At 70.0% G+C, this 24,108-nt stretch carries 26 protein-coding genes and 1 riboswitch; of the genes, 11 read left to right on the top strand and 15 right to left on the bottom strand.

Annotated elements, in window-relative coordinates:
* Positions 1–256: 256 nt before the first annotated feature.
* The 3 genes from ACWFRB_RS06560 to ACWFRB_RS06550 all read right to left on the bottom strand — a co-directional run bounded on the left by ACWFRB_RS06560 (position 257) and on the right by ACWFRB_RS06550 (position 3,025).
* On the bottom strand, positions 257–478 hold the full coding sequence (locus ACWFRB_RS06560) for a hypothetical protein (protein WP_452639660.1): 222 nt from the start codon (positions 476–478) through the stop codon (positions 257–259).
* Complete coding sequence (locus ACWFRB_RS06555) at positions 478–603, bottom strand: hypothetical protein (protein ID WP_452639659.1); 126 nt, start codon at positions 601–603, stop codon at positions 478–480. The genes ACWFRB_RS06560 and ACWFRB_RS06555 overlap by 1 nt, the downstream gene beginning before the upstream one ends.
* Positions 604–712: 109 nt before the next feature.
* Positions 713–3,025, bottom strand: coding sequence for a helicase-associated domain-containing protein (locus ACWFRB_RS06550; protein ID WP_452639657.1), 2,313 nt, complete (start codon positions 3,023–3,025; stop codon positions 713–715).
* A 60-nt stretch (positions 3,026–3,085) separates the two neighbouring features.
* On the opposite strand from ACWFRB_RS06550, the gene ACWFRB_RS06545 reads away from it, so the two are divergent.
* A complete protein-coding gene (locus ACWFRB_RS06545; RefSeq protein WP_072751546.1) occupies positions 3,086–3,280 on the top strand; it encodes a hypothetical protein in 195 nt (64 codons plus the stop codon).
* A gap of 67 nt (positions 3,281–3,347) precedes the next feature.
* Here ACWFRB_RS06545 and ACWFRB_RS06540 read toward each other — a convergent pair whose 3' ends face one another.
* The 4 genes from ACWFRB_RS06540 to ACWFRB_RS06525 all read right to left on the bottom strand — a co-directional run bounded on the left by ACWFRB_RS06540 (position 3,348) and on the right by ACWFRB_RS06525 (position 6,267).
* Positions 3,348–3,962 carry a transglycosylase family protein gene (locus ACWFRB_RS06540; protein WP_452639656.1) on the bottom strand — a complete coding sequence of 205 codons (615 nt, stop codon included), beginning with the start codon at positions 3,960–3,962 and terminating at the stop codon, positions 3,348–3,350.
* Between the two features lie 5 nt (positions 3,963–3,967).
* Positions 3,968–4,172, bottom strand: a riboswitch (cyclic di-AMP (ydaO/yuaA leader).
* A 168-nt stretch (positions 4,173–4,340) separates the two neighbouring features.
* Positions 4,341–5,639 (bottom strand): glycosyltransferase 87 family protein, encoded by a 1,299-nt coding sequence (locus ACWFRB_RS06535; RefSeq protein WP_452639655.1) that lies wholly within the window; start codon positions 5,637–5,639, stop codon positions 4,341–4,343.
* On the bottom strand, positions 5,636–6,043 hold the full coding sequence (locus ACWFRB_RS06530; RefSeq protein WP_452639653.1) for a YccF domain-containing protein: 408 nt from the start codon (positions 6,041–6,043) through the stop codon (positions 5,636–5,638). The genes ACWFRB_RS06535 and ACWFRB_RS06530 overlap by 4 nt, the downstream gene beginning before the upstream one ends.
* Complete coding sequence (locus ACWFRB_RS06525; protein ID WP_077043891.1) at positions 6,040–6,267, bottom strand: hypothetical protein; 228 nt, start codon at positions 6,265–6,267, stop codon at positions 6,040–6,042. The genes ACWFRB_RS06530 and ACWFRB_RS06525 overlap by 4 nt, the downstream gene beginning before the upstream one ends.
* A 122-nt stretch (positions 6,268–6,389) precedes the next feature.
* On the opposite strand from ACWFRB_RS06525, the gene ACWFRB_RS06520 reads away from it, so the two are divergent.
* Entirely contained in the window at positions 6,390–6,803 is a 414-nt protein-coding gene (locus ACWFRB_RS06520; RefSeq protein ID WP_452639757.1) for a cold-shock protein, read from the top strand.
* 67 nt (positions 6,804–6,870) lie between these two features.
* Here ACWFRB_RS06520 and ACWFRB_RS06515 read toward each other — a convergent pair whose 3' ends face one another.
* The 3 genes from ACWFRB_RS06515 to ACWFRB_RS06505 are packed head-to-tail and all read right to left on the bottom strand — an operon-like array spanning position 6,871 to position 9,855.
* Positions 6,871–7,353: a DUF2771 domain-containing protein gene (locus ACWFRB_RS06515; RefSeq protein WP_452639652.1), complete on the bottom strand. Its 483-nt coding sequence runs from the start codon at positions 7,351–7,353 to the stop codon at positions 6,871–6,873.
* Positions 7,350–8,996 (bottom strand): MFS transporter, encoded by a 1,647-nt coding sequence (locus tag ACWFRB_RS06510; protein WP_452639650.1) that lies wholly within the window; start codon positions 8,994–8,996, stop codon positions 7,350–7,352. Before ACWFRB_RS06510 ends, ACWFRB_RS06515 begins: the two co-directional genes overlap by 4 nt.
* A 58-nt stretch (positions 8,997–9,054) precedes the next feature.
* Positions 9,055–9,855, bottom strand: a complete 801-nt coding sequence (locus ACWFRB_RS06505; RefSeq protein ID WP_452639649.1) for a glutaminyl-peptide cyclotransferase — start codon at positions 9,853–9,855, stop codon at positions 9,055–9,057.
* A gap of 59 nt (positions 9,856–9,914) precedes the next feature.
* Here ACWFRB_RS06505 and ACWFRB_RS06500 point away from each other — a divergent pair, with 59 nt between their 5' ends.
* Genes ACWFRB_RS06500 through ACWFRB_RS06485 form a run of 4 tightly spaced genes read left to right on the top strand, consistent with a single transcriptional unit; the run spans position 9,915 to position 16,230 of the window.
* Entirely contained in the window at positions 9,915–10,814 is a 900-nt protein-coding gene (locus ACWFRB_RS06500; protein WP_452639647.1) for a DUF3027 domain-containing protein, read from the top strand.
* A 29-nt stretch (positions 10,815–10,843) separates the two neighbouring features.
* Positions 10,844–13,702, top strand: coding sequence for a sacsin N-terminal ATP-binding-like domain-containing protein (locus ACWFRB_RS06495; RefSeq protein WP_452639756.1), 2,859 nt, complete (start codon positions 10,844–10,846; stop codon positions 13,700–13,702).
* The gene (locus ACWFRB_RS06490; protein WP_452639645.1) at positions 13,692–14,255 is read left to right on the top strand and encodes a phosphatase PAP2 family protein; all 564 of its coding nucleotides are present in this window, start codon (positions 13,692–13,694) and stop codon (positions 14,253–14,255) included. Before ACWFRB_RS06495 ends, ACWFRB_RS06490 begins: the two co-directional genes overlap by 11 nt.
* A gap of 49 nt (positions 14,256–14,304) precedes the next feature.
* A complete protein-coding gene (locus tag ACWFRB_RS06485; RefSeq protein WP_452639644.1) occupies positions 14,305–16,230 on the top strand; it encodes a YhgE/Pip family protein in 1,926 nt (641 codons plus the stop codon).
* Between the two features lie 6 nt (positions 16,231–16,236).
* On the opposite strand, the gene ACWFRB_RS06480 is transcribed toward ACWFRB_RS06485, so the two are convergent.
* Positions 16,237–16,485 carry a DUF2530 domain-containing protein gene (locus tag ACWFRB_RS06480; RefSeq protein WP_452639643.1) on the bottom strand — a complete coding sequence of 83 codons (249 nt, stop codon included), beginning with the start codon at positions 16,483–16,485 and terminating at the stop codon, positions 16,237–16,239.
* Positions 16,486–16,564: 79 nt separating this feature from the next.
* On the opposite strand from ACWFRB_RS06480, the gene ACWFRB_RS06475 reads away from it, so the two are divergent.
* Together ACWFRB_RS06475 and ACWFRB_RS06470 are read left to right on the top strand one after the other, a co-directional pair.
* Positions 16,565–18,019, top strand: coding sequence for an NCS2 family permease (locus tag ACWFRB_RS06475; protein WP_452639641.1), 1,455 nt, complete (start codon positions 16,565–16,567; stop codon positions 18,017–18,019).
* A gap of 34 nt (positions 18,020–18,053) precedes the next feature.
* Positions 18,054–18,485 (top strand): Rv0880 family HTH-type transcriptional regulator, encoded by a 432-nt coding sequence (locus tag ACWFRB_RS06470; protein ID WP_452639639.1) that lies wholly within the window; start codon positions 18,054–18,056, stop codon positions 18,483–18,485.
* A gap of 72 nt (positions 18,486–18,557) precedes the next feature.
* Here the strand turns inward: ACWFRB_RS06470 and ACWFRB_RS06465 are convergent, their stop codons facing one another.
* A complete protein-coding gene (locus ACWFRB_RS06465) occupies positions 18,558–19,760 on the bottom strand; it encodes a GNAT family N-acetyltransferase (RefSeq protein WP_452639638.1) in 1,203 nt (400 codons plus the stop codon).
* Between the two features lie 57 nt (positions 19,761–19,817).
* Between ACWFRB_RS06465 and ACWFRB_RS06460 the strand changes: the two genes are divergently transcribed.
* A complete protein-coding gene (locus ACWFRB_RS06460) occupies positions 19,818–20,624 on the top strand; it encodes a TrmH family RNA methyltransferase (RefSeq protein ID WP_452639636.1) in 807 nt (268 codons plus the stop codon).
* Positions 20,621–20,896: a DUF2537 domain-containing protein gene (locus tag ACWFRB_RS06455; RefSeq protein WP_452639635.1), complete on the top strand. Its 276-nt coding sequence runs from the start codon at positions 20,621–20,623 to the stop codon at positions 20,894–20,896. The genes ACWFRB_RS06460 and ACWFRB_RS06455 overlap by 4 nt, the downstream gene beginning before the upstream one ends.
* A 7-nt stretch (positions 20,897–20,903) precedes the next feature.
* On the opposite strand, the gene ACWFRB_RS06450 is transcribed toward ACWFRB_RS06455, so the two are convergent.
* Positions 20,904–21,638, bottom strand: coding sequence for a DUF6928 family protein (locus ACWFRB_RS06450; protein WP_452639634.1), 735 nt, complete (start codon positions 21,636–21,638; stop codon positions 20,904–20,906).
* A gap of 23 nt (positions 21,639–21,661) precedes the next feature.
* The gene (locus ACWFRB_RS06445) at positions 21,662–22,375 is read right to left on the bottom strand and encodes a lysophospholipid acyltransferase family protein (RefSeq protein WP_452639633.1); all 714 of its coding nucleotides are present in this window, start codon (positions 22,373–22,375) and stop codon (positions 21,662–21,664) included.
* Positions 22,376–22,467: 92 nt separating this feature from the next.
* On the opposite strand from ACWFRB_RS06445, the gene ACWFRB_RS06440 reads away from it, so the two are divergent.
* Complete coding sequence (locus ACWFRB_RS06440; RefSeq protein WP_452639631.1) at positions 22,468–23,037, top strand: TetR/AcrR family transcriptional regulator; 570 nt, start codon at positions 22,468–22,470, stop codon at positions 23,035–23,037.
* Positions 23,038–23,041: 4 nt separating this feature from the next.
* Here ACWFRB_RS06440 and ACWFRB_RS06435 read toward each other — a convergent pair whose 3' ends face one another.
* Positions 23,042–24,103, bottom strand: coding sequence for an alpha/beta hydrolase (locus ACWFRB_RS06435; RefSeq protein WP_452639629.1), 1,062 nt, complete (start codon positions 24,101–24,103; stop codon positions 23,042–23,044).
* Positions 24,104–24,108 lie beyond the last annotated feature (5 nt).

Genomic DNA, 24,108 nt, shown 5'->3' with positions numbered 1-24,108 from the left:
CGTCGCAGGCGCCTGCGGTCCCGGCCGATCCGTGTCCGTGGCCGAAAAAAGTGAAGGATTCTCCCGCGATCCGGAGAATCCTTCACTTTTGTGCGTCACCGTTGTGTGGCTACACTTTTCTTCGTCTCCATTACGTGCACGAGCGCCTCGGAAATTCCGGAACGGTATCCGGCGTCTCGCTCGGTGCGGACCTCCGTGGTGTCGAGTTCATTTTCCAGCCTGGCCTGAATTCGGTCCAGGGCGAGAAGTGTTCTTTTCACGGACGGTCCTTCTTGTTTTTTGTGGTCGGGCGGCATTCTGGAAGTTCGCACTGCCGTGCTCGTTCATCCAGCACGAACAGTCTGGCGGACCGCAGTGCGGCGTGATACCCGCTGGACCGTGCGGTCGAGAACGTCGCCTCCCCGGTCAGTTCGTCGATCCGGCTGTGCAGGGTGTCGAGGACAAGGGGGATGGGTGATGCGGTCGCCTCGGTGTGCATCAGTGGCGTTTCCGTTTTCTGATCAGCTCTCCGGAATCGGCGGCGCGATCCCTTTTTTCGGCACGTCGTTCCTTGAGGGACTGTGACGGTTTCTTCAGGCTCTTGCCGGGTTTCTTGTCTGCCATTGTCGCTCCTGAATTCGAAGTGGCAATCACTTCGGCCGACCATACGTCATTTCCAGGAAAAAGCCAGTCGCGCAGGCGGGCGTGCTATTTCTGCCCGCGCGGCCCGGAATCAGTCGAGGAGGTTCACCGAGGTGATCCGGTGCAGGGTGAACCGGCGGACCGCCCCGGTGTCCGGGTCCAGCGCATCGAGCTGTCCGCCGCCGACACTGATCGGGTCGACGACGCGCTCCGTTGCCACCCCCTGCGCGTCGACATAACCGATCGCCACGCTGCGCCGCACCTTCGCCGCCAACTGCAGCAGCGCCATCGTCGCGGCGCCGCCCGCCCGGCTGCCGTCCGAACGCACACCCTGACCGCGCGGGGCGGTTGCGGCCCGCTGGCCGGCCCGCAGCTGGCTGACGAGGGATCCGAGCTGGTCGTCGGTGGGGATCGCGGGCATCCGCAGCGCAGGACGCGAACGGCGTCGCGGTACCCGTGCGCCGCGCGGTCGCAGGTCCACGATCGCGCCGGAGGAGTCCTCCCCTGCCGGTGCGAACCCGGCCGACCGGAGCCGGTCGAGCAACTCGCCGAGCGGCGCCTGCGAGATCGCGACGGTCGGGGCCAGGGCGCGCAGTGCCAGCTGCTCGGCCACCGCGGAGGCCAGTACCTCGGCGAGCAGCGCCGGGTCCTCGCACCGGATGAACGAGGACGCCACCCCCGCCCGCAGCTGGCCGTGCCTGCGCGCGACATCGTCGATGAGGTACGTCAGGGCCTGCGGCACCGGCGTCTTCGAGCGCTTCTCGAACAGCGCGTGCAGCTCCGAGGCGCTCTTTCCGGCGTCGAGCGCCCGCCGCACGCTGTCCTCGCGGATCCGGTACATGGTGGCCGCACCGGCCGACTCGATGTCCGCGACCAGGGTGATCTGCTCCTGCAGCTCCGGGATGAGCGGGCCTGGAGCCATCACGGTCAGGTCCGCCTGCACCAGGACGTAGTCGATGGGGGCGGGCAGGCTCGCCGTCATCTCGGCGACCACCGCCTCCGCGGTGGCCCCGTGCAGCAGCCCGCGGCCGGGTGACGCGAGCGCGCCGCGGCCGATCAGCCCGACCGCGGCCGCCTCGGCGACGGTGTGCTCGACTGCCCCCGCGCCGAACCGGCCGGACCAGCGCGGGCGCCGCCACGCGACCAGCGCGGCGAGCTCGGACGTGGTCGCGCCCTGCCCAGGCGCGAGCTCACCGAGCAGCTCGAGCACGAATTTGCGGTCGCGGGGGGCGCCGGACGCGCGCACCTCCTCGGACAGCGCGGCGATCGCCTTGTCGTTGGGATCACGCAGCCCGATCACCCACGGCCTGCGCGGCATCTCCAGCCAGCCGTGGGCGAGGGTGTACCACCGCTGGGCGGTTCCGGTGTTGAGCCAGGCATCCGCGGCGACCGTCGGTGCCCAGTAGTCGTCGCCGGTGTCGGCGGCGGGAGACGGGTCGGGGTCGCCACTCGCGATCAGGCCCGCCGCGGACAGCAGCTCCACGACCAGGCTCACCCGGTTCTCGTCGACGCTTGCCGCCTTCGCGAGCCGCCTGGTCTCGCGGACCCCGAGCCCGCCCGCCTTGAGGGTCGGTGCGGGCTGGTCGCCGAGGGCCGCGATCAGGTCCTCGCAGTGCCGGATCAGTTCGAGCGCCTCGCCCGCCGCGACCGCGTTCACGTCCGCGATCTTCTGCTTGTTGGTGCGGATCGGCGGCGGGGTGAGGGCCATCGGGTCGGTGATCGTCTCGCCGCGCAGCGCCTGGCCGACCTGATGGGGCAGCTCGACGGTCTGCTCGTCCACCCAGGTCAGCAGGCCGAGCGACAGCAGCCGCTGGACGGGCCGGTCCGGTGGGGTGCCCGGCGCGGCGTCGCGGGTACGGCCGATCGGCGAGCTGGTGGCCAGGGTTTCGAGCAGCCTGCGCTCGGCATCGGTCACGGTCGCCAGGCCCGCGATGACCTGCGCTGCGGACATCGGCTCCAGCGGCCGGTCGACCCGCCAGGTGACGGCGTCGTTCGCGGTCGCGACGACCCGCAGCACCTGCGTGCCCCAGACCAGTGCTCGGGCCCGCAGGGCCTTCAGTGCCCGGTCGATGGCCTTGACCGGCGCCCGTCCGGCGAGCGCCTCCGCGAGGACCTCGCGCCTGACCCCGACCTCCGCTCCGCGTTCGAGCGAGAGCACGCCGATCACGGTGAGTTCGAGGACGTTCAGGTCGTCGGCGACCCGAAGGACCGATGCGCGTTGTTCGGCGCGGGACGCCAGGACCGCCAGGTTCGCCGGTGGCGGCACAGCGAGATCCGGGCGCAGCCTGAGCAGTTCGGCCAGCTCCGCATCGGTCCTCGCGGTCAGCCAGGCGAGCAGGCTGTCGGGCACGGCGGTGCCGTGAGGTGATTCGGCGGCGGGGGCAGCACCTTCGGTATCGGTCATCAACTATCAGATTAGAGACCTGGGGTGTACCACGGCGCGAGCTCCTGCCAAAATGGGACCGTGGCTAACAATTCGAGCAAGCGATACGTAGATCCAGGCTGGCCGGCGCCGGAACTCCAGGATGGCGATCATGCCGTCACGGAGCTCTCGTCGAGCCGCTCCGGTGGGCTGTCCCCGTTCGGGGAGGACACCGAGTTCCCTCTCCCCGTCTCTGAACTGCCCTACACCCACCCGCACACGGTCATCAATCGCTGACCTCGGATACCGAACGCGAAAGGCCCCGCACCTCGTAGGTGCGGGGCCTTTCACGTGAAGGGGAGTCTCAGCGGGGCAGGAGACCCGAGTTCGCCTTCAGGAAGTCGATGACCTGCGGGTTCAGCTTGGCCTGCTCGTAGAGCGCCTGGATCTGCGGGTCGAGCGCGATGCCCTTGGCCTGGACCGCGTCGAGGGCGCTGTCGAGGCTGTCGAGCACGTCGGCCGTGCCGTCGGTGGTCGGGAGGCTGGTCACGGCGGGCAGCTCGGCCGCGGGGGCGACCTCGGCGGCGGGGGCGGAGCGCGGGGTCGAGCCGCTGGTCAGGCCGAGGCTCGAGGAGCAGGACGGCCAGGCGCCCCAACCCTGCGAGGCGAGGACCTTCTCGGCGACCACGATCTGCTGCTCACGGGTGGCCTGGTTGGCGGTCGCGGCGTACTGGCCACCACCGTGGGCGTTCCAGGTGCTGGGGGAGAACTGCAGTCCACCCTGGTAGCCGTTGCCGGTGTTGATGCCCCAGTTGCCGCCGGCTTCACACTGCGCGAGGCGGTCCCAGTCGGAATCGGGGGCTGCGTTGGCCGGGGCCGCGAAGGCCGCGCCGGCTGCGCCCAACACTGCGCCGGTCACGACGACCTTGGCTGCGTTGCGGCGGGTGTTCGTGGGCTTGCGATGGCGTCCAGTGCTCATGCGGGTTTTCCTCTCCTCACGCGCCTGCGAGGTCAGCTGTCGGGTTCGGGCTGAGAGGTCGCCCGGCCTCGCCGCTCCTGGATGGTGCGGGTCTGGCTTCACCCCAAGAGGAATTCGCTTGCGCGATTTCCTCGGTGTCCACCGGGGACGTGGGTCCCCCGTCCTCGTCCCTGGGTAACTCGTGGGAATCCGGTTCCGCGGGACGAGGTTTGGCGCGGCGGATCGGATCTGGCCGAACTTCTCCGGCCGCAGATGACCGTACGTGGCCGAGGCCGTGTAGTCATCTGTTACCTGAATTTCGATTCTTTCGGCGTTTCGCCCGAAAATTCGGCCGTATTCGCAGGTCAGATCGGGTCGACTTGGTCCGAGACCGTCCTGTTATGTTACCGTGATGTGAGGTAGATCACAGTTTCGATCGGTGCTGACCTCGGGGTCCGCGCGGCGCGGTCGCGGGCCCCTGCGCAGTGCGATCAGTGTGGCGACGGCGATGACGACGAACATCAGCGGGTACACCGCGGCGAAGAGCGGAGCCAGGGCATCGGAGGTGGGGATCATGAACAGGCCGATCGCCTGCACGCTGTCGGGGAACTCGTGGGTCCAGCAGAGCAGCGGCAGCGCGAGTGCCGCGGGAAGAAGCCAGGCGGTCGCGCGACCGGCGCCCAGTGCGCGGTGCATCGCCAGGACGAGTAGCGGTACGAACCACACCCAGTGGTGACCCCAGGAGAACGGCGAGACCGCCGCGGAGGTCAACCCGCACAGGGCGGTGGCCAGCAGCGCCTGTCCGCGCCTGTTGGCCAGCCAGGCGGCGCCGAGCCCGAGCGTGGTCAGTGCGGCCGCACAGAGCAGCCACAGCAGCAGCGGCGGGTCCGCGAGGTCCAGCCAGCGGGCCAGTACCCCGGCGGCGGACTGGTTGGCGGGCCACGCGGTCTCGCCGATTCGCGTCGAGTGCAGGATGACCGCGGTCCAGTACGACCACGAGTCCGAGAAGATCACCACGAACCCGACGACGACGGTCGCGAGGAAACCGGCGATCGCGGTCGCCGCCGCGCGCCATTGCCGGGTGACGAGCAGCTCGACGATGAACAGGCCGGGCGTCAGCTTGATCCCGGTCGCGATCCCGACGCCGATCCCGCGCAGCCTGCTGCCCTCGGGACGTCCGAGGTCCCAGATGATCAGCAGCATCAACAGCAGGTTGATCTGGCCCAGCCAGATCGTGGTGCGGACCGGCTCGAGCCAGGTGAAGATGACCGTCATCAGCCCGGTCGCAACGTACAGCCGCCGGTCCGTCCGGTACCCGAGCTGTCGCCAGCACAGCAGCACGACGGCGTAGAGGATCCCGAAGTTCGCGAGATATCCGAGGATGGTGGTTAGCTCCGCCGACACGGCGTTGAGCGGGGCGAACAGGACGGCCGAGAACGGTGGATAGGTGAACCACATGCCGCCGTGCAGTGCGTGGTCGTAGAGCCCGACGGACCGCAGCACGGTGGCGCCGCCGCTGCGGTAGACCAGTAGGTCGAGGCCGTTCTGGAACAGGCCCCACAGTGGGTATCCCATCGGCACCACCCGGTCGTGCGCCACGATCACGGCGAGGGCAAGGGCTCCGAGTGAGCCGAGGAACAGTGGGTGAGAGGGGAGTGCGCGCCCCGCGGCCGGGGTGGCGCGGGGCGGCGGCGTCATGCCGGGAAGCTCGTTGACGTCGTGGGCGTCGAGCCGACGTCCACGATCTCCTTGCCGAGCGGCATCAGCGAGATCGGGACCATCTTCAGGTTTGCGATGGCGAGCGGGATCCCGATGATCGTGATCGCCATCGCGATCGCGCTCACCACGTGGCCGATGGCCAGCCAGATGCCCGCCACGATCAGCCAGATCACGTTGCCGATCAGCGAGGCGATCCCCGACGTCGGGCGCTCGACGACCGTCTTGCCGAACGGCCACAGCGCGTAGACGCCGATCCGGAACGACGCGATCCCGAACGGGATGGTGATGATGAGGATGCAGCAGATGATGCCCGCGACGAAGTAACCCAGCGCGAGCCAGAGGCCACCGAAGACCAGCCAGATGATGTTGAGCAGGATTCTCATTGGTTTCCCTCTCTTCGGACGCGGCGGCCGGACCGCAGCGCGAAAACAATGCCGAGCAGGAACCCGATCGGGCAGGCGAGGGCGATCAGGTACAGCACCAGTCCCGGCTCGTGGCCGGTCGCAGCCACCACGAAGATCGCGACGATGGCGAGTACGCCGACAAAGAAGAACAGGAGCGCGGCACGGAAGAGGCCGTTGCCGCGGGGAGAGGATTGGCTGACCACCTTCCAACCGTATCCCCCGCAAACCCCGGTGCTCGGGAGGGGCACGCGGGGGTAGACTTCGGTCCATCGCGTCCCGCAAACGGTGGGGCGCGTTCATTTATGTAGATGAGCAGGTGAACGCAGTGCCTACCGGCAAGGTCAAGTGGTACGACGTTGAAAAGGGCTTCGGCTTCCTCTCCCAGGAAGAAGGGGAGGACGTCTACGTCCGTTCGTCTGCGCTGCCCGACGGTGTCGAGGGGCTGAAGGCGGGCCAGCGCGTCGAGTTCGGGATGGCCGCGGGACGGCGTGGTCCGCAGGCGTTGAGCCTCAAGGTGCTCGATCCGGCGCCGTCGATCCGGCAGAGCGGCGGTGCCCGCAAGGACGACGCGGCGCGCAAGCACACCCCCGACGAGTTGCACGGCATGGTCGAGGACATGATCACCCTGCTCGAGGCCAAGGTGCAGCCCGATCTGCGGAAGGGCAAGTACCCGGACCGCAAGACCGCGCAGCGCATCTCCGAGGTCGTGCGCGCCGTCGCCCGCGAGCTCGACAGCTAGCCGCACCCGAAACCAACGCCGAGGGGCACCGTCACGCGACGGTGCCCCTCGGCGTCGGTGTACCCGATCAGGCGGTCTTGATGGCCCACGTGGCGTGCACCAACGGCAGGCCCTGCTCGTTGACCACGGCCGACGGCTGCTGGATCTCGATGCCGTTGAGCTGCATGCCCTCCGGGGTCTCGACGGTGATCGCGAGGGACTCGCCCGGCGAGTGGTACCGCTCGTCGACGCCCACCCTGCCGTCGTCGAGCTGGTAGACCATCACCACGCGCCACAGCCCGTCGGAGATGTCGCCGGGGAGGGAGATCTGCAGGGGCTTGCCGCGGGGGACCTGGAGCTCGGCGACGGGGTTCTCCACGCAATCCTCCAGATAGAGGTTGCAGTACTGGGTCGGCTCCACCACGAGGGACTTGCCGCCCGCGAACGCGGTGACCGTCGGCGGCTCCTCGTCGGCACCCCGCACAAGCGCGGTGATGACGGCCGCGAACCCGGCGAGCGCGATCAGCAGCCCCAGGGCCCCTATGAGGACGATCTTCTTTGTCTTGGTCACGACGTTCGGTTCCCTGCGTTCGCGGAGATCGGTCGGGTGATCTCCTGGTTGGCCACATTCGGGCGTTTGCCACCGAGGCCGGGGAGCAGCGTAGAACCCCGGTAGGTGAGGAAGGTCTGGGCCAGGCCGAGCACGAGCAGCACCGACACCACGGAGAATCCGATCCAGTACTCGGTGGGCAGCAGCACGCCGAGCGCCCCACCGATGACCCAGCTCAGCTGTAGCACCGTCTCCGAGCGCCCGAAGCCGGACGCGATGGACTCCTCGGGCAGGTCGTGTTGCAGCGAGGCGTCCAGCGACACCTTGGCCAGCGCGCTCGCCCCCGACGCGACCAGGGTGGCGAGCGCCGCGGTGAGCAGGCTGTCGGTGAGGGCGGCGATGATCGCGATCGCGGTGACGGCGGCCGTGCAGCGCAGCACGATCACCGACGGTCTGCCGAGCTTGAGCCGCGCGCCGGTGGCGTTGCCCGCGAAGTTGCCGATCGCGGCCGCGGCGCCGACCAGCGCCAGCATGGCCGCCTGCGCCATCGGCTCGTGCTCGGTGCGGGACTTCGCGACGAACGCGATGTAGAGCGTGAGGAACCCGGTCAGCACCCGGATCGTGCTGTTACCCCAGAGACCCGTGATGACCGCGCGACCCAGCGGCTGGCGCCGCTTGCTCGCCTTCACCGCCTCGCCAGCGTCCTTGCCGATCGGCTCGGTGCGCGCGTCGTCGCCGTGATAGGTCAGGGTGGCGGGCACCTCGCCCTCCGTGACCTCCACCCACGCCGGGATCCGCATGCTCAGATACGCGCCGAGTGCGGCGACCGCGGCGGCGAACCACAACGGTCCAGAGGACGACCTGACGATGAGCGCGAGCGCGCCTGCCACCGCCCCCGCGCCGATGGTGCCGCCGATGAGGCCGAAGACCGTCAATCGGGAGTTCACCCGGACCAGGTCTATCTCCGGCGGCAGCACGCGTGGGGTGACGGCGCTCTTGAGCACCGAGAAGGATTTGCTCAGCACCATCATCGCGAGCGCGGCCGGATACAGGCCCCAGCTGTCGAAGTTGAAGACCAGCACCACCGCCAGCACGGTGCGCAGCGCGAATGAGGACGCCAGGGCGAGCCGGCGTCCGTGCTGCAGCCGGTCGAGCATCGGGCCGATCAGCGGTGCGATGACCGCGAACGGGGCGATGGTGATCAACAGGTACAGCGCGACCTTGGTCTTGTCCTCGCCGGTGGCGGCCGAGAAGAACAGTGTGTTCGCCAGCGCGACCGCGATGGCGGCGTCGGTGGCGAAGTTCGCCATCACCGCGTAGGTCAGCGCGGTCAGTCCCGACTTCTCCGCGCCGTCGGCCTTGGCCGCCCGGTGAAAGGTGGCGATGCCCCGGTTCGTCAGTTCGCGGCTGCGCATCGCAGCCACCCGGGTGACGGTGAGCTTGCGGGGGATCGGTGGCGGCTTCGGCGAGGAGCTCTGCCGGGATTCGCCCGAGGAACTCGGCCGGGTGTCACCCACGGGATGCAGCGGAGGCAGCGGCGCGCGGCGGGCCGAGGGACGGCGCGTCGGCGGATAGTTCTCGAATCCCGGATGGCCCCGGCCCGGTCCGAGGTCGTCGGATGCCCGACTCCCGTCGGGATCGTTGGGCACGCGTGGTCCGGTCACGGGTCAATTCTGTCCTAGATGGGCGACAAAGGACCACACGCCTCGCCCGTCGCGGGTGTCAGGGGACGAAGCGGACCTCGAACAGGCGCGGGTAGTACTTGCCCGTGATCAGGAATCGGTCGGTGCCCGGCACTTCCGCGATCCCGTTGAGCACGTCCACCGAGCGGCTCTCCTCGTCCGTGAGCAGGCCCGACGCGTCGATCACCGCGGTGATCCGGCCGGAGTCCGGGTCGATCCGGACGATCTGCTGGGTCTGCCACACGTTCGCGTAAACCGCTGTGTCCCCGACGCATTCGAGCTCGTTCAGCTGACCCTGTGGTTGCCCGTCGAGAGTGACCGCCACGGTGCCGCGCGGCTCGAAGGTGACCGGGTCGCGGAAGGTGAGGGTGTCCGAGCCGTCGCTCATCACGAGGCGGTCCGACTGCGCGCACAGGCCCCAGCCCTCGCCCTCGTACCTCGTGCGGGAGCGCTCGGCGAGGGTGTCGCGATCGCGCGCGATCGCCACGCCGTCACGCCAGGTGATCTGCCAGACGGTGTCGCCGACGACGGTGATGCCCTCGCCGAACATCTGCTCGGGCACCGGCACCCGGAGGCGCTCAACACCGGTCTCCAGCGAGCCGGCCCGCAGATCCGACCGCCCGGACAGGCCGGTGCCCTCGAGCAGTTCTCCGTCGGAGACCTCGAGGCCCTGGGTGAAGGCCCCCCTGTCGTGCGGCCGTTCGTTCACGACCTCGACGCGAAGTCGCTCGACGCGGTCCGGGTCCGGTTCCGTGCCGGAATTCGTGGCTGCGTTCGCACAGCCGGTGAGCATCAAGGCGGCCACAGCGGCCGCGATCTGGGGTAGCCGTCGCCCGGTCATCGGACCAGCATTGCAGCCCGTTGCGCCGATGATTTGCTGCGATACGGCAAAATGGGGGTGTGAGTGCCCAATCTGCCCCCGAGCTTGCCCCCGTGCGCCCCGTCCTCGCCGATGCCGTGGACCTGGCCCGTCAGGCGTTGATCGACCTCGGCGAGGGGGAAGTCGGTGCACACCTGGGCGTCACCTCCGAGGGCGAGTGCGCCGCCACCCATCGGTTCGCCGCGCAGCTGCCGGGTTACCGCGGCTGGCAGTGGGCGGTGGTTCTCGCGGCCGACCCGGAGTCCGACCACGCGACCGTCAGTGAGCTGGCCCTGCTGCCGGGTCCGGATGCGTTGACGGCGCCCGACTGGCTTCCGTGGGATGAGCGGATCCGCCCCGGCGACCTCTCGCCTGGCGACCTGCTGGCCCCGCTGCCGAGCGACCCGCGGCTGGTGCCCGGCTACGTGGCGACCGGCGACCCCGCGGTCGACGAGGTGGCGCTCGAGGTCGGGCTGGGCCGCAAGCAGGTCATGAGCCTCGAGGGCCGGCTGGACGCCGCGGAGCGTTGGCGCGAAGGTGACTACGGTCCCGACTCCGAGATGGCGAAGGCCGCGCCGTCCACCTGCGAGCTGTGCGGGTTCTACCTGCCGCTGTCCGGTTCGCTGAAGGTGGCGTTCGGGGTGTGTGGCAACGAGATGGCCGCCGACGGTCACGTCGTGTACGCCGAGTACGGCTGCGGCGCCCACTCGGACACGACGTTGCCCACCGGCGCGGGCAGCCCGCAGTTCGACGCCTACGACGACGGTGCGGTGGAAGTGGTCGCATTGCCGGAACCGAAGGCGGAAGCTCCGGCAGCCGAGGCGCCCGCGGACGAGACACCCGCGGACGAGACACCCACGGATGAGGCGCAGGCAGTCGAGGCGCCCGCGGACGAGGCATCGACCTCCGACGCCGCCGGGGAACCGGCATCGACGGACTGACGGTCGCCGACCCCTTCGGCGCAGACGCGCTGAGGGAATCGACGCTGCTCGCGTGGCGTTCTTCGCCGACCAGGCTCCGCGAGGACGCCGCAACCGAGGCCGACCTCGCGGCCGCGGGATACCGCGACCGATTGCTGACGGAGCTGGCCCAGAACGCAGCGGACGCCGCCGCGAGGGCCGGGGTGCCCGGGTCGATGCGGATCACGTTGGACGGCACCCGACTCCACGTCGCGAACACCGGCGCCCCCCTCGATCAGGCCGGGGTGCAGGCCCTGTCCGCGCTGCGCGTCTCGGGTAAGGACACAGACGGCGGGCCGGTGGTCGGCAGGTTCGGGGTCGGGTTCACCGCCGTGCTGTCGGTGAGCGACGAGGTCGAGGTGCGGTCCAGGACCGGCTCGATTGCGTTCTCCGCCGAGCGGACCCGCGACGAGCTCCGCGCCGCCGGGTTGGACGAACCCGAGCGGGGTGCGCCCGTGCTGCGGTTGGTGTGGCCCACCGGCGCGGCGCCCGCAGCTGGTTTCGACTCGGAGGTGGTGCTGGCGCTGCGACCGAGCGTGGACGGGGGCGAGCTGCTGCGGCAGCTGGCCGACGACGCGCCCGACCTGCTGCTGGAGCTGCCCGCGCTGGCATCGATCGAGCTCGCCGACAAGACCTTCACCCGACTCGAGCGGCCGGTCGCCGATGGGCTGACCGAGCTCCGCGTAGAGGTCGCCCAGCAGGATCCATTGCTCCCGTCGCCCGGCGAGCGCACCTGGTGGCAGTACTCGACGGGGCCGTCCGCTCGCTGGGCGGTGCCGGTCAGCGACGGACGGGTCCGTCCGGTTTCCGCCGATGTGCTGCGCGCGCCGACCCGGTCGGACGAGGAGCTGTCGCTGCCCGCGATCCTGATCGCCGACGCGGCGCTGCAGCCCGACCGCAGGCGGCTGATGCCAGGGGCCGCCCTCGAGCATCTGGCCGACGGATACGCCGATTTCGTTGCGGCGCTCCCAGAGTCGCAGCGACTGCGACTGGTGCCGCTGCCCGGGTTCGCGCGCGGTGAGGTGGATGCGGTGCTGCGCGAGGCGGTACTGCGGGAGCTGGCGGGCAACGCGTGGCTGCCGGGCGCCGATGGGCGTGTCCTGGTTCCGGGATCCGCCGTGGTGCTGCCGGGGCTGACGGCGGAGCTCGCCGACCTGCTGCTGGACGTGATCCCCGGGCTGCTCGGTCCCGGACTGTCCACCGAGCGCGAGGCCCAGGCGCTGTCCGCGGTCGGGGCGCACCGCATCGGGCTGGCGCACCTGACCGAGCTGCTCGCCGGGATCCATCGCGAACCGGGTTGGTGGGGAAGGCTCTACGCGGCGTTGGAGCCACTGGTCGTGGATTCGGTCGCCGCGGAAGAGCTGGCCGCCATCCCGGTGCCGCTGACGGACGGGCGCACGGTGACGGGCCCGCGGACCGTCGTGCTCGGCCACGACCTCGGGGCGCTCGGGCACGGCGTCGATGCGCACGGGGTCCATTGGATCCGGCTGGTGCATCCCGATGCCGCCCACCGGCTGCTCGGCAGGCTCGGCGCGGGCAGTGCGTCCGCGCTCGATGTCCTCGCCGACCCCGCGCTGCGGTCGGCGATCGAGGACATCGATCTCGACGATCTCACCGCCGCAAGCGAACTCGCCGATCCGGTGCTGTCGTTGTCCGCGGTCGCCGCCGCGGCGGGCGACCTGCCCGGCTGGCTCGGCCAACTGCCACTGCCGGATGTGGACGGAACGCTGCGCGCCGCGGACGAGTTGCTGCTGCCGGGCGCGCCGCTCGCCCGCGTGCTCGCGGCGGACTCGCCGTTCGGGACCGTGTCACCCGAGTTGGTCGAGCGATTCGGCGAGGCAGCGCTGCGCGGCGTCGGGGTCGGCTGGGGATTCACCGTGCTCCGCGCGGACCTGCCGACCGGACCCGAGCAGGACCTCGACGACGAGGACGCCTGGTGGTCGACGCTCGAGGAGGATCCGGAGGTGCTGCTCGCCGTCCGTGATCTCGATCTGGTGGACTCCGGCGCCTGGCCGGAGGCGCTCGGTCTGCTGGCAGGGGAGCCCGCGACCGCGGCGCTGCTCTCGGACCGGACCGGGTACACGGCCTGGTGGTTGCGCAGGCACGCGCGCCTGGGCGGGGTCCAGCTCGGGGCGATGCGCCTGCCCGACGACCACACCTTCGAGGGTCTGCTCGACGTGTTCGAGCACCCGGACGCTGCGGCGTTGTCGGGGGTCGTGGCCGCCGACCGGGTCGACGGTGTCGAGATGGCGGAACTGCTGCTGGACCGGCTCGCCGACCGCGACCGGGACCCGGGCCCCGCCGTGGTGGCGCGTGCGCACCGGCTGCTGGCGGAGGCGACCGCGTCGGGGATCCTCGATCTCGACGAGCTCTCGCCGCCCGCGGCGGTCCGGACGCTGTCCGGGCAGCTGGCCGACCCGGCGGAGGCCGTCGTGCTCGACCGACCCTGGCTGGCGGCGGCAGTGCCGCCGGAGCTCCTTGTGGTCGGTGACCTGCCGAGCGCTGCCGGGCTGGCCGAGCTGCTCGACCTGCCGCCCGCCTCCGAGGCGATCCGCGGCGAGGTGCTCGGTGCCGGACGCCGCGTCAGCGCCTGGGACCGCGAGCCCGCCGCGGTGCTCGCCCACATCGCGCTCGGACTACCGCTGCCCGAGGGCACCCTGGTGGTGCACGACCGCCTGACCGTTCGGCTCAGCGGTGCGGTGCGGCGCGACGTCGAACTGCCGTGGTGGGTGGACGAGGACGGGCGCACGCACTGTACGGAGCGCGGGTTGTTGGCCGGAGCGGAGCCTGCGGAGCGACCGTGTCCCGGAGCGGAGCCTGCGGAGCGACCGTATCCCGGAGCGGAGCCTGCGGAGCGACATGCAGATTGACCAGTCCGTTCTCGATTCCGTGCTGGAGATCCGCACCCCCTGGCTCACCGACGTCGTCACGGTGATCACGAATCTCGGTGGCACGGTGGCCTCGTGGGTGATCACGTCGGTGCTCGTGCTCGCGCTGCTGGCGCGGCGGCATCGGGCGGAGGCGCTGCTGGTCGGCGGCGCGATGTTCACCGGCCAGCTGGTGATGTCCCTGCTCAAGCTCGCGTTCGGCCGGGAACGGCCGCCGGAGCCGGAACGGTTGGTGGTCGAGGTGACTCATTCGTTCCCGTCCGGGCACGCGATGATGTCGTCGATCCTGGTGTGCGTCGTGGCGGCGGTGATCGTGCGGCTCGCTGGGCCGCGCTGGCGTACCCCCGTGGTGTTCGCGGGGCTGGCCCTGTGGACGTTGGCGATCGGGCTCTCCCGCGTGTACCTCGGTGCGCATTGGCTCACCGACGTGATCGCGGGCTGGCTCTTCGGCGCCGCCTGGGCGGGTCTGTGGATCTGGGCGATTGTTAAATCTTCGAGAAACCCTCCCACTGGAGCGCCGTCTTCCCTAAGGTGACCGCTTTGGACGATCGTCCAACTTTGCGGTCACGAGAAGAGGTCACACCATGGCGGCAGCAGCCACCCCTGGCGTTCCCGACCAGCCCACGCGTCGGATACACCTCAACCGTGCGGCGCTCGCCGCGATCGTGATCGCCCCGCTGGCGCTCATCGGTTTCTACATGTGGGCGTTGTGGAACCCCGGTGACACCCTGGACCGGCTGCCCGTCGCGATCGTCAACAACGACGCGGGCGCGGACATGGACGGCACCCGACTCGAGGCAGGCAAGGACGTGGCCGCCTCGCTGATCGAGAGCGGCGACGTCGCCTGGCAGGAGGTGGACCTGGAGCAGGCCACCGCGGGCGTCGAGGACGGGGAGTACTACTTCTCGCTGGTGATTCCGCAGGACTTCAGTGCCGACATCGCCAGTGCCGGATCGGACAAGCCGCAGAAGGCGCGGCTCGAGGTCGTCTACAACGACCACAACAGCCTGGTGGCGACGCCGGTCGGCGAGGGCCTGATGGCGCAGGTGCGGTCCGCGGTCTCCGAGTCGATCGGTGAGCAGTCGGTGGACCAGGTGCTCGTCGGGCTCGGCGACGTCGGCAAGGGGCTCGAGGAGGCCGCGTCCGGCGCTCGCCAGCTCTCGGCCGGTACGGGGGAGGCGCTGTCCGGCACCACCCAGCTGGCCGACGGCAGCGTCGAGCTCTCCGCGGGCCTGAGCGAGGCGCATGCGGGCAGCGGGGAACTCGCCTCGGGCGCCTCGGAGCTCGCCGCGGGCAGCGATGAGGCCGCGGCGGGCGCGGCCGAACTGAAGAACGGCCTCGGGCAGCTGGTCACGGGCACCGACGAGCTGGGCGCGGGCGCCAAGCAGATCAGCGAGGTGATCGACACGGTGGTCGGTCCGCTCGTCGACACGATGGTCGCCGCCGGCCTCCCGACGGGGAACGAGGACGTGGCGGGTCAGCTCAAGCAGCTGCAAGAGGGCGCACGGGAGCTCGCCTTCCAGCTCTCGAACCCGGCGGCCGAGTACCGGGGCGGCCTTCAGTCCGCTGCCACGGGCGCGGGCGAACTGTCGGGCGGACTGGGCCAACTGGCCGACGGTGCGCACCAGCTCTCCGCGGGCGCGGGCGAGCTGAACTCCGGACTGGGCCAGCTCGACGCGGGCGGCGTGCAGTTGCGGGACGGCCTCGGTGAGCTCAAGGTTGGCGTCGGGCAGCTCGATGACGGAAGCACCGAGCTCGCCAAGGGTCTCGCCGACGGCGCGGCGCAGGTGCCGGCGTTCACGCCGGACGAGCGCAAGGCCACGGCCGCGATGCTCGCGTCACCGGTGAGCCTGAGCCCGCAGAACATCAACGTGGCGGCCGGTTTCGGTCCCGGTGCCGTGCCTGTGGTGATGTCCGTTGCGCTGTTCCTGCTCGGGATCCTCATCTGGTTCGTGATCAGGCCGACCAGGCGCGAGGGGCTCCGGCGCTACCGGGTGCCCGCCGCGGTCATGGCAGGCGGCGCCGTGCTGGCCTCGATCGCTGCGATCACGCTGACGGGCGCGGAGCCGCCGAGCGTGGTGATGATGGTCGCGGTGATGCTGCTGATCGGCGCGGCCGCCCTCGCGCTCGCCCGGATGTTCACCGTCGTCTTCGGCGCCGTCAACGGCACCTTCATCGCCCTTGGTCTGCTGATGGTCCAGCTGTTCTCGTTCGGCGGCGTGTTCCCGATCGAGCAGATGCCACAGCCGTTCCGATGGCTGCAGGCGCTGATGCCGCTCACCTACGCGAGGAACGCCCTCCGGATGACGCTGAGCGGCTACTACGGTCCGAGGTTCTGGTTCGCGGTCCTGGTCCTGCTGGCGCTGGTGGCCGCCGCCGTGGCGGTGACGCTCTGGTGGCGCAGGCGGACGGAGGATCCCGTCGCGGGTGAGGAGTATCACGACGAGTACGTCGAACTGGAGGAGTTCGAGGCCGGGGACGACCCGACGATGGAGCCGAGCCGGGTCTAGGCCCGGTCAGCTCAGGCCGCGCTGCGCGCCCTTGCTGCCGCGGCGCGCGGCGGCCCGCTGCACGAGGAACAGGGTGAATCCGAGTGCGCCGACGGCCAATCCGGCCAGGCAGATCGGCAGCGCCGCGTGCCAGCGCTCACCCGAGGCGAGCACCACCACGGTGGTGACCAGCCAGGCGAGGGTGCCGATCGTCACCACCGGACGCGGATCGGTGAGCCTGCGAGGGATCAACGGGTCATCGCGGGTCTCGGTCACATAATTAAGCTACCCGTTCCCCTTTGCCCTAACCTCCCAGGTGCGACGCGCACCTTCGGCGATTGGGACATTGGACGCTATGGCTGGAACCTCGAGGCTCCTGGACAACTACTTCAAGATCACGGAACGTGGTTCCACGGTCAGCAACGAGGTCCGCGGCGGCCTGGTGACCTTCGTGGCGATGGCGTACATCGTCGTGCTCAACCCCCTGATCCTCGGCAGCTTCTCGCCTGACGACGCGGCCGCGAAGACGGACGTGCTCGGCAACATCCTTCCTGTCACCCAGGTGGCGGCGGTGACGGCGCTCGTCGCCGGTGTCATGAGCATTGCGTTCGGCATCATCGCGAACTACCCGTTCGGCATCGCCGCGGGCCTCGGCATCAACGCGCTGCTCGCGGTGACGATCGCGCCGCAGGTCACCTGGCCGGAGGCGATGGGCCTGGTGGTGATCGACGGCATCATCATCGTGGTGCTCGCCATCTCGGGCTTCCGGACCGCGGTGTTCAACGCGGTCCCCGACGCGCTCAAGTCGGCCATCGTCGCGGGCATCGGCATGTTCATCGCGTTCATCGGATTCGTCGACGCCGGCTTCGTCCGGCGCATCCCGGATGTCGCGGGCACCAGCGTTCCTGTCGGATTGGGAATCAGCGGCTCCATCTCCACCTGGCCGACGGTGATCTTCGTCTTCGGCGTGCTGCTGATGGGAATCCTGGTGGCGCGCAAGGTCCGCGGTGGCCTGCTCATCGGCATCGTGGTGACGACGGTGCTGGCCGCGATCATCGAGGCGATCTGGCAGGTCGGCCCCTCGAAGGGGGTGAACCCGAGCGGCTGGAACCTCAGTGTCCCGACGATGCCGGACGTGCTCGCACAGATGCCCGATCTGAGCCTGGTCGGCGACGTGAACCTGTTCGGGGCGTTCACCCGGATCGGTGTGCTGGCCGCCAGCCTGCTGGTCTTCACCCTGGTGCTCGCCAACTTCTTCGACGCGATGGGCACCATGACCGGGCTCGGCAAGGAGGCCGGACTCACCGACGAGCACGGCAACCTGCCGGGGATCGGGAAGGCCTTCGTCGTGGAGGGTGCGGGCGCGATCGTCGGCGGCGGCGCGTCCGCCTCCTCGAACACGGTGTTCGTCGAGTCCGCCTCGGGCATCGCCGAGGGCGCCCGCACCGGGCTGGCGAACGTGGTCACCGGACTGCTGTTCCTCGCCGCGATGTTCCTGACCCCGCTGTACTCCGTGGTGCCGATCGAGGCCGCGGCGCCCGCCCTCGTGATCGTCGGTGCGCTGATGATCGGCCAGGTCCGCGACATCGATTTCACCAAGTTCGACATCGCGCTGCCCGCGTTCCTGACCATCGTCGTGATGCCCTTCACCTACTCGATCGCGAACGGCATCGGCGTCGGCTTCATCGCGTGGGTCGTGATCGGTGCGTTCAGCGGCAAGATCAAGCAGATCCACCCGCTGTTGTGGGTGGTCGCGGGCCTGTTCGTGGCCTATTTCGCGGTCGGGCCGATCACGGATGCGATTACCTGAACCGCTTGTCAGGTAGTGCCGTATCCTCCGGAGGGTGACATTGGATACTCGCACTCTGGCCAGTGATCTCTCGTTGGCCGTCGTGCGTCTGACGCGGCATCTCCGCGGGCGGCGCACCGACTCTCAGGTGTCGTTGACGCAGCTGTCCGCGCTCGCCAGCCTCTCCGCGGACGGGCCGCTGACGCCGGGTGCACTGGCGGCCAAGGAACGGGTGCAGCCGCCGTCGATGACCCGGGTCATCGCCTCGCTCGCGGACCTGGGCCTCGTCGTGCGGACACCGCACCCCACCGACGGCCGTCAGATCATCGTGTCCCTCTCGGACTCCGGTCAGGCCCTGGTGACAGACGAGACCAGCGCCAGGGAGAAGTGGATGAACGATCGTCTGGCGGCGCTCGACGACTCGCAGATCGCCGTGCTCCGCGAGTCCGTCGAGATCATCAGTTCGATGGTCAGCGACTCGGAGTAGGGCCTTCTGTCGCTCCGCAGGCTCCGCTCCCGCCCTGTTTGGTCGCTCCGCAGGCTCCGCTCCCGCGTCGGCCTAGAAGTGCCAGCCGGCGAACGGTTCCCGGTCGGCGCGGAAGGCCAGGTCCAGCAGGTCCAGGACCGCCTCGTCGCGCGTCCACAGCCGCCCGGCCCGAGCGAACGAGCGCGCCCGGTGGCCGCCGAGATACAGGCTGCCCAGTACGTCGAGATCGAGACGGGCCTGCGGGGGAGCATCGGTTCGGGTGACCGTGGCCCGGCCGTCCACCACGCGCAGTGAGAAGTTGCCGCCCGCGTCGAGGAACGGGTCGTGAACCTCGAGAACCACGTCCAGGTCGACGGTGAAGGTGCGCGCGGTGAGCGCGGCGGGCACGTCCATGATGCGCACCCAGACGGCGTCGTCCCGCGAGGTCACCCGCGGCAGCCGGGCATCGGTCAGCAGCCACGGCAGCGGGTCGTCCGCGGCCTGATCGACGCGGATCTCGCTCATCAGGTCCATGCCCGCGAGCACCCGCCACAACGCCGCATACGACTCGTCGGTCGCGGCGACGAGGTCATCGACCACCGCGACCATCCCGTCGGGGGTGTGCTTGCGACGATAGGTCGCGTAGCCGTCGGCGTGCACAAGATAGAACAGGGCGGAGGCGTCGTCGCGGCGGTGCTCGAGATCCGCGAACATCCGGTCCCAGTACACCTTCGGCCGAGCCAGGGCCCCTGGAGTGCGCGCCTGCCAGCGGTCGTAGATCGCAGGCAGTGCCGCGCGGGCGTCGGCGGGTGGCACCAGGGCCACCCCGCCCGGATCCGCTGCGGTGTCACGGATCCGGGCCGAACGCCGGTCGACGGACACCGAGAGCTCGCTGGTCGCCGGACCGTAGCCGAAGCGGCCGTAGATGGTGGCCTCGGTGGCGGTGAGGATCGACAACGGTGCCTCCGCCGCGACGAATCGCCGGTGCTGTTCGGTGAACAGCGCGCGCAGGATGCCGCGCCTGCGGTGGGTCGGCGCGACCGAGACCCAGGAAACCCCCGGCAGATCCAGTTGGGTTCCGCCGGGGACGGTGATCCGCATCGCGAAGTGCATCACCACCGCGACGGGCCGGTCGTCGTCTGTGGCCAGGATGACGTCCTCGGTCCTGGCGAACCGCCGGGTGAAGGCCATGTCCTCGTCGGTGGGGTGGAAACCGAACGCGTGTGCATCGAGCAGCGCGACCGCGTCCCAGTCCGTCTCCGTTGCCGTTCTGATCGCGATCGTAGAGTCGGTCATCCTTCGAGGGTGGCACAGATTTGTGGGTGGCACCGTTGTGTACGGCAGGATGGCTGTGTGGTTCACGTAATCGATATCGACGATCCGACCGACACCCGCCTGGACGACTTTCGCGACCTGAACTCGTCGGATCGGCGCCCGGATCTGCCGGAGGGCAAGGGCCTGGTGATCGCCGAGGGCGTGCTGGTGGCGCAGCGGTTGCTCGCCTCCCGGTTCGAGCCGATCAGCCTGCTGGGTGTGGATCGGCGGCTGAGCGAGCTGGCCGACGATCTCGAGGGCGTCGACGTGCCGTTCTACCGGACCTCGGCCGATGTGATGGCCGAGGTGGTCGGGTTCCATCTCAATCGTGGCGTGCTGGCCGCCGCGCACCGCCCACCCCCGCTGGAGCTGGAGGAGGTGCTGCGCGGCGCGCGTACCGTCGCGGTGCTCGAGGGCGTCAACGACCACGAGAACATCGGCTCGATGTTCCGCAACGCCGCGGGCCTCGGCGTGGACGCCGTCCTCTTCGGAGGCAGCACCGCGGACCCGCTCTACCGGCGGGCCGTGCGCGTGTCGATGGGGCACGTGTTGCGGGTGCCGTTCGCGCGGGTGCCGGAGTGGCCGCGCGGGTTGCATGTACTCAGGGACAACGGATTCCAGCTCATTTCCCTGACCCCGAATCCGTCTGCGGTGACGCTGGCCGAGGCGATGACGGGGGACAAGGTGGCGCTGCTGCTCGGGGCCGAGGGACCGGGACTGTCGGAGTACGCGATGCGCAACACCGATGTGCGCGCGCGGATCCCGATGGCGCCGGGAACCGACTCCCTGAACGTGGCGACCGCGGCCGCGATGGCGTTCTACGAACGGGTCAGGACGGCCGGATGAGTGGTCCGGTCGGCGCCCGCACACCGTGGGCCACCGGCCTTCTGGTGTCGGGTTTCGCGGCCGTGCTCACCGGCGTCGGGGTGGTCGCTTGCGGGGCGGCGATGGCGGCGGTGCACCCGCTGCTGGCACTGGTGGTCAACGTGCTGGTCGCGGTCGGTGTGGCGCCGACGCTGTGGCAGTGGCGGACGGTGCCGGTGTGGCGCTGGGCGGTGCTCGGGGCCGTGGTGGGTGTCCTCGCCGGGTGGATCGCGTTGCTGGCCGGGGCCGGCTGACCTCGGGTCAGTCGAAGCCGAACCCGAACCACTGGCGGAACCCGCGGAAGAATCCGACCCGGGGCGCAGGGTCGGGCTTCGTGGAGAGGGCGGCGGGTGGTGCCTCACCCTCTTTGTGGATCGCGAATCCGCAGACGCCGACGGTGGCGGGATCGATCTCGCCGTCGCGGACCGGCCCGGTGTAGCGGAACCCGAGCCACTCGGCGTTGGCCGCCTCGGCGAACTCGCCCGGATGGAATGGCAGCGACTGTGGGTCGGGCAGCACGTCAGCCGGGTAGGCCATGGGATGTTCCCCGGCCCAGAACCCTCGCTCCCACACCAGCGGCAGCCCGAAGTCCTCGTAGATGTGCACCGGAGTCGCGCTGAACGAGCGGCGCAGCGCCCCGCGTTCCCAGTACGCGAAAGATGCCCACGCGGTGTCCGGTTCGGTACACATCAGATAGGTACGCTCGGAAGCCAGTGGGCGCGTCCATGTTTCATCGAGTTTCGACGGCTCGTGCATCGTGAGGTTCGCCCCGCACACGACGGTGAGTCCGGGATAGCTGCCGACGTAGACCACGCCGGGTGGCACCCCGGCCGAGGTGGCGAGGGGGCCGGGTTCGAGTGGCGTGACGATCATTTCGGGATAGAGCTTGCCGACCAGTGCGTGTGCCGCCTCGGCGTCGGGTTCGGGGTGATCGCGGAGGACGGCCATGGGATCGGGGGCGTCGACGTACCAGATAGTTGATGCTTTGGCCCCCACAGCCCGCACCTCCCTTTCGTCGCTTACCTGAAAGGGTACGACCTGGGTGCGGTTTCGTGTGGGAACGAAACCCCCACCCGTTGCGCGGCATACGCGTCCACGTACTCCTGGTCGGAGTTGGCGAGCAGGGTCCGCATCAGTTCGTCGGTCGCCTCGCGCACCGTCCGTTCGCTCGGGACGGTCGTGCGATGGTGCGCCAGATCCAGTGGCGCGCACACGGTGATGTGGACCTTGCCGAACCGCCAGATGCGGGAACCGATCGGATTGACCGCGGGCGTGCCACGCATCACGACCGGCACGACAGGGGCGCCGGTGGGTAGTGCGACCCGCATGACGCCCGTCTTGCCGCGGTGCAACCGCCCGTCGGGTGAACGGCTGCCCTCTGGGTAGATGCCCCAGACGCCGCCCGCCTCGAGGATCCCGGTCGCCGTCGCCAGTGCGCCGCGAGCGGCGCCCGCGCCGCTGCGGTCGATGGGGACCTGGCCGGTGCAGGAGAAGAACCAGCGCGTGAGCCTGCCCTTGAGCCCGGTGCCGGTGAAGTACTCGCTCTTCGCCACGAAGGTGATGCGCCGTCGCACCATGAGGACCAGGAAGAACGAGTCGGCGACCGTCAGGTGGTTGCTGGCAAGGACCACCGGCCCGGTCGGCGGAATGTGCTCGGCGCCCTCGATCGTCGGTCTGCCGAACAGGCGCAAGACGGGTCCGATCAGGACGTACTTGAACAGCCAGTACCACACAGTTGGCGCTCCCGAGGTGATCGATCGACGGTCGTAGACAGTGTCTACGCGTAGGTCGCCGATTCTGCCATCGAGTGTTAGACAATGTCTACGTGGACGACGAACCGCTACGGGACAAGCTGGTCAGGTGTGGTGTCGAGCTGCTCGAGCGGGAGGGCATCGCGGGGGTGAGCCTGCGCGCGATCACCAGGGCGGCTGAGGTGTCGCACGGCGCCCCGCGCCGGTACTTCCCGACGCACAAGGCGCTGCTCGCGGCGATCGCGGCCGAGGGGTTGGGCGACCTCGCGGCCGCTGTCCGGTCCACCCTGGACGACGGCAACCTGCCTGCCAGGGACCGGCTCGTCGCGCTCGGTTGGGCCTACGTGCACTTCGCCGATCGTCGGCGGGCGATGTTCGAGCTGATGTTCCGCCACGACCTGCTCGAGGGTTCGGGGGCGGAACTTCGGCGCACGAGTCTGCCGTTGTTCGCGTCGCTCGTCGCGCTGGTGGAGGAGGCGACCGCGGGTAGCGCGGATGCGCGGGAGCGGGCGCTCGGGATCTGGACGGGTCTGCACGGGATGGCCGTGCTGGCGGCCGACCGGGCCCTGCAGGTCATCGGGGACCCGCAGGGCGCGGCCGCCCTCGTCGGTCGGACCGTGGACGCACATCTCGCCCACGGGTGAGCCCTCAGACCAGCTGCGGCGCGGTCTCGCTCAGGAAGTCGTCGATGTGCGCCCATGTGGTCTGCTTCGCGCCCGGGCCCGCGAGCAATCCGAGGTGGCTGCCCGGCGCGGTCTCGAAGCGGATCGAGGGGGCCCCGGTCAGCAGGTCGGTGATGCGCGCGACGGAGGCGACCGGCGCGATGACGTCGTCGGTGCCGCCGACCGCCAGCACCGGCACCGACAGCGCGGACAGCTCGACCGTGCGGGATCCGAGCCGGAATTGCCCCGCCGCCAGCGTGTTTCCCAGGATCAACTGGGTGCAGATCTGATGGAAGAACCGGGCAGGGTAGCCGGGCATGGCGGCCATGAACTTGTCGATGGACTCCATCCGGGCCAACGTCTCGGTGTCGTGCAGGTTGCGCGCGATGAACCACGGCTTGGTCAACTCGCGCTGCAGTGCCGTGACCCGGTAGCTGGCCTGCACCACGGGGGCGGGCAGGCCGCCCAGTGCCCAGGTGGCGGCGGTGAGCGGCCGGTCTCCGGTGATCCGGCCGATGGCCCGCAGTGGCGCAATGGCCGCGATCTCCGTGTAGTCGACCGGGGTGCCGATCGCGGTGATCGACCGGATCGGGAGGTCGGCGTGCGCCGCCCCGGTGAGCAGCGAGATCGTCCCGCCCAGGCTCCACCCGATCAGGTCGACGGGCGCGCCGTCGTGCAGCTCGGATACGTGTCGCAGGGCCTCGGGGACGATGTCGTCGACCCAGGCCTCGAAGCCGAGGCCCCGGTCCGCGGAGCTCATGGTGCCGTAGTCGACGAGGTAGGGCGTGCGACCGCTGTCGAGCAGGTGTGCCGCCAGGCTCTGGCCCGGTCGCAGGTCGTAGCACTGGGCAGGCGCGGCGAGCGGCGGCACCAGGAGGACCGGGTTGGTGCCGATCTGGGGGCCGAACCGGTAGAGGTCCCGGTGCAGGCCGCGGGTGATCTGCTCCGACGGGGTCGGGTCGGATGCCTGGACTCCGTCGCCGAACGTCAGGCCCCAGGCGTTCCGGGTCAGCGTGTTCAGTCGCGGACGCCAGTCGAAATCAAGCACAGTCT

Source organism: Rhodococcus sp. NPDC055112, from assembly GCF_053607505.1.
This window is presented reverse-complemented; position numbering and strand designations above follow the sequence as displayed.

Bases quoted from the DNA above. Each gene is read 5' to 3' on its own strand.
- ACWFRB_RS06465 (WP_452639638.1), bottom strand. From the start codon at position 19,760: ATGACCGACTCTACGATCGCGATCAGAACGGCAACGGAGACGGACTGG.
- ACWFRB_RS06535 (WP_452639655.1), bottom strand. From the start codon at position 5,639: ATGACGCCGCCGCCCCGCGCCACCCCGGCCGCGGGGCGCGCACTCCCC.
- ACWFRB_RS06485 (WP_452639644.1), top strand. From the start codon at position 14,305: ATGGCGGCAGCAGCCACCCCTGGCGTTCCCGACCAGCCCACGCGTCGG.
- ACWFRB_RS06530 (WP_452639653.1), bottom strand. From the start codon at position 6,043: ATGAGAATCCTGCTCAACATCATCTGGCTGGTCTTCGGTGGCCTCTGG.
- ACWFRB_RS06490 (WP_452639645.1), top strand. From the start codon at position 13,692: ATGCAGATTGACCAGTCCGTTCTCGATTCCGTGCTGGAGATCCGCACC.
- ACWFRB_RS06555 (WP_452639659.1), bottom strand. From the start codon at position 603: ATGGCAGACAAGAAACCCGGCAAGAGCCTGAAGAAACCGTCACAGTCC.
- ACWFRB_RS06560 (WP_452639660.1), bottom strand. From the start codon at position 478: ATGCACACCGAGGCGACCGCATCACCCATCCCCCTTGTCCTCGACACC.
- ACWFRB_RS06455 (WP_452639635.1), top strand. From the start codon at position 20,621: ATGAGTGGTCCGGTCGGCGCCCGCACACCGTGGGCCACCGGCCTTCTG.
- ACWFRB_RS06475 (WP_452639641.1), top strand. From the start codon at position 16,565: ATGGCTGGAACCTCGAGGCTCCTGGACAACTACTTCAAGATCACGGAA.
- ACWFRB_RS06550 (WP_452639657.1), bottom strand. From the start codon at position 3,025: ATGACCGATACCGAAGGTGCTGCCCCCGCCGCCGAATCACCTCACGGC.
- ACWFRB_RS06540 (WP_452639656.1), bottom strand. From the start codon at position 3,962: ATGAGCACTGGACGCCATCGCAAGCCCACGAACACCCGCCGCAACGCA.
- ACWFRB_RS06505 (WP_452639649.1), bottom strand. From the start codon at position 9,855: ATGACCGGGCGACGGCTACCCCAGATCGCGGCCGCTGTGGCCGCCTTG.